The 2,708-nt window shown below is 55.8% G+C and carries 2 protein-coding genes and 1 pseudogene; 2 read left to right on the forward strand and 1 reads right to left on the reverse strand.

Features of this window, described 5'->3' with window-relative positions; translation table 11 throughout:
- A pseudogene (locus ACRC1E_RS10280) lies at positions 1 to 392 on the reverse strand (alanine dehydrogenase); the annotation flags it as partial.
- A 211-nt stretch (positions 393 to 603) separates the two neighbouring features.
- On the opposite strand from ACRC1E_RS10280, the gene ACRC1E_RS10285 reads away from it, so the two are divergent.
- Both ACRC1E_RS10285 and ACRC1E_RS10290 read left to right on the forward strand, forming a co-directional pair.
- Positions 604 to 1,149 carry a cupin domain-containing protein gene (locus ACRC1E_RS10285; RefSeq protein ID WP_438515003.1) on the forward strand — a complete coding sequence of 182 codons (546 nt, stop codon included), beginning with the start codon at positions 604 to 606 and terminating at the stop codon, positions 1,147 to 1,149.
- 52 nt (positions 1,150 to 1,201) lie between these two features.
- A complete protein-coding gene (locus ACRC1E_RS10290) occupies positions 1,202 to 2,692 on the forward strand; it encodes an aldehyde dehydrogenase (protein ID WP_438515004.1) in 1,491 nt (496 codons plus the stop codon).
- The last annotated feature ends 16 nt before the right edge of the window (positions 2,693 to 2,708 follow it).

Here is a 2,708-nt window from a genome sequence, read left to right on the forward strand (position 1 = left end):
GCCAGCAAAGGCAGGCCGCCCTTGTCATCGGTCACCGTTTCATACGCGACGGCAATGGCGCCCGATTCGACCAGCAAACGCGTCTGGTCCGGGTCCGGCGCCAGATGCAGATAGGTAAACAGCAACTGACCGGGGCGCAGCATCTTGCATTCGGCAGGCTGAGGCTCTTTGACCTTGCACACCATGTCGGCACGGGCAAATACATCCTGTGCACTGGATGCTATCGAGGCACCGGCCTGAATATAATGCTCATCCGTAAATCCAACCCCCAGCCCGGCTTGAGACTGCACGATCACTTCATGGCCATGCACCACCAGCTCGCGCACGCCGGATGGTGTCAGGCCAACCCGGTACTCATGCACCTTGATCTCTTTCGGAACACCAATCAACATTTCAGTCTCCTGTCATACTGTGTGGACAAATCAAACAAGGTGCGTTTAAAAAAATTCACATGCAAGCACAGCAATGAACGGATACTGGCTACAAAATAGCTGATTTGCAACATTCTTCCATTTTGCATTGCAACAATGCTACACCACTCTACAATCCAGCTAACATTATTCGTCTAATATTATTAACATCAGTTAACGCAAGTGAGAATATATGGATATCGGAGCGAGGCTAAGGATGGTGCGTGAGCGCCTGAAGCTGTCCCAGCGCGAGTTGGCCAAGCGCGCGGGCGTCACCAACGGCACCATCTCTCTGATCGAACAGAACCGGGTCAGCCCGTCTATCAGCTCACTGAAAAAGGTCTTGGAGGGCATGCCGATGACGCTTGCCGATTTCTTTACTTTTGACGCCGAACCCAAAGCACCCACGGTGTTTTATCAAGCGGACGAGCTGCCAAATCTGGGGAATGACGCCATCAAGCTATTGCTCGTCGGTACGGCATATGAGAAACGCGACCTTGCCATCTTGAGGGAATGCTACCAAGCAGGTGCCGATACCGGCCCGGACATGCTGGAACACGAAGGACAAGAAGGTGGCGTCATTGTCAGCGGCAGGATTGAGCTGACGGTCAACGGGGAAAGCCGCGAGCTGGGCCCTGGGGACGCGTATTATTTTGACAGCCGCTTGCCACACCGCTTTCGCAACTTGACTGGCGAGCAATGCGAAATCGTCAGTGCTAACTCGCCGCCCACTTTTTAAGTCTCACCAGCAGACCATATTTGCAAAAAAACAACACAAGGAGCGCGACAAGATGACCCGCAATTACCAAGAATGGCAACAACTGGCCACAGAAATTCACATCGAAGGCCGTGCTTTTATTTCGGGCGAATATACAAGCGCAGCCGATGGCCGCAGCTTCACCTGCATTAACCCGGCCAATAACCAGACGCTGGCGCAAATCGCCTGGTGCGGCCAGGCCGAAGTCGATGCCGCAGTCAAGGCAGCCCGCCATGCATTTGAAAGTGGCATCTGGTCGGGCTTGGCGCCCTTGGCTCGCGGCCGCATCCTCAAACGCTTTGCCGCACTAATACGCGAGCACAGCGACGAGCTGTCGCTGTTGGAAACACTGGATGCAGGTAAGCCCATCTCCGACACGCAAAGCGTGGATGTGGCCGGTGCGGCCTATTGCGTAGAATGGTTTGCCGAAGCGATAGACAAGATTGGAGGCGAAGTCGCGCCGGTCGACCCAAAACTGGTCGGTCTAGTCACACGTGAAGCCATCGGTGTAGTCGCCGCAGTCGTGCCGTGGAACTTCCCCATCCTGATGGCCAGCTGGAAATTTGGCCCCGCATTGGCCGCCGGCAACGCGGTCATCGTCAAACCGTCGGAAAAATCCCCGCTCACGGCCATTCGCATTGCCCAGCTAGCGAAAGATGCCGGCATCCCGGACGGTATTTTCCAGGTATTGCCAGGCGCAGGCGATACCGGCAAGCTGCTGGCGCAGCATATGGACATCGACTGCATTGCCTTTACCGGTTCGACCGCAGTAGGCAAGCTGATTGCGGCCGATGCAGCGGCATCCAACCTCAAGCGCACCTGGCTGGAGCTGGGAGGCAAGTCGCCCAACATCATACTGCCCGACTGCCCTGACCTGAAAAAAGCCGCCCGCACCGCCGCCGCCGCCATTTTTTACAATATGGGCGAAATGTGTACCGCAGGCTCACGCCTGTTGGTTCACCGCGACATCAAGGAGGCTTTCCTCGCTGCATTCAAAGAAGCCGCGCAAGGCTGGCAGCCGGGCGATCCGCTCGACCCCGACACCAGCATGGGTGCCATCGTCGACCGCATCCAGTACGACAAAATTTTGTCTTATATCGATAAGGGCCAGGCAGAAGGCGCCACCCTGGTTTGCGGCGGGAAAGCGACACGAACCGAACAGGGGTTCTTCATCGAACCAACCGCTTTTGATTGCCTGCGCCATGACATGACAACTTGCCGTGAAGAGATTTTTGGCCCGGTACTGTCCATCATCACTTTTGACACGGTAGAGGAAGCCATCCGCATTGCCAATGACAGCGAATACGGACTGGCCGCAGCGGTGTGGACATCGGATCTGGCAACGGCACACAAAGTGTCCCGTGCCCTCCGGGCCGGCACGGTCTGGGTCAATTGCTACGATGAAGGCGGCGACATGAACTTCCCGTTCGGCGGCTTCAAGCAGTCCGGCAATGGCAGGGACAAATCCCTGCATGCGATGGAAAAATACTCCGAACTAAAAAGTACGCTCATCAAGCTCTGCTAAGAATTTAAAGAATGCA

Source organism: Craterilacuibacter sp. (genome assembly GCF_051659485.1).
Taxonomy (GTDB): domain Bacteria; phylum Pseudomonadota; class Gammaproteobacteria; order Burkholderiales; family Chromobacteriaceae; genus Craterilacuibacter.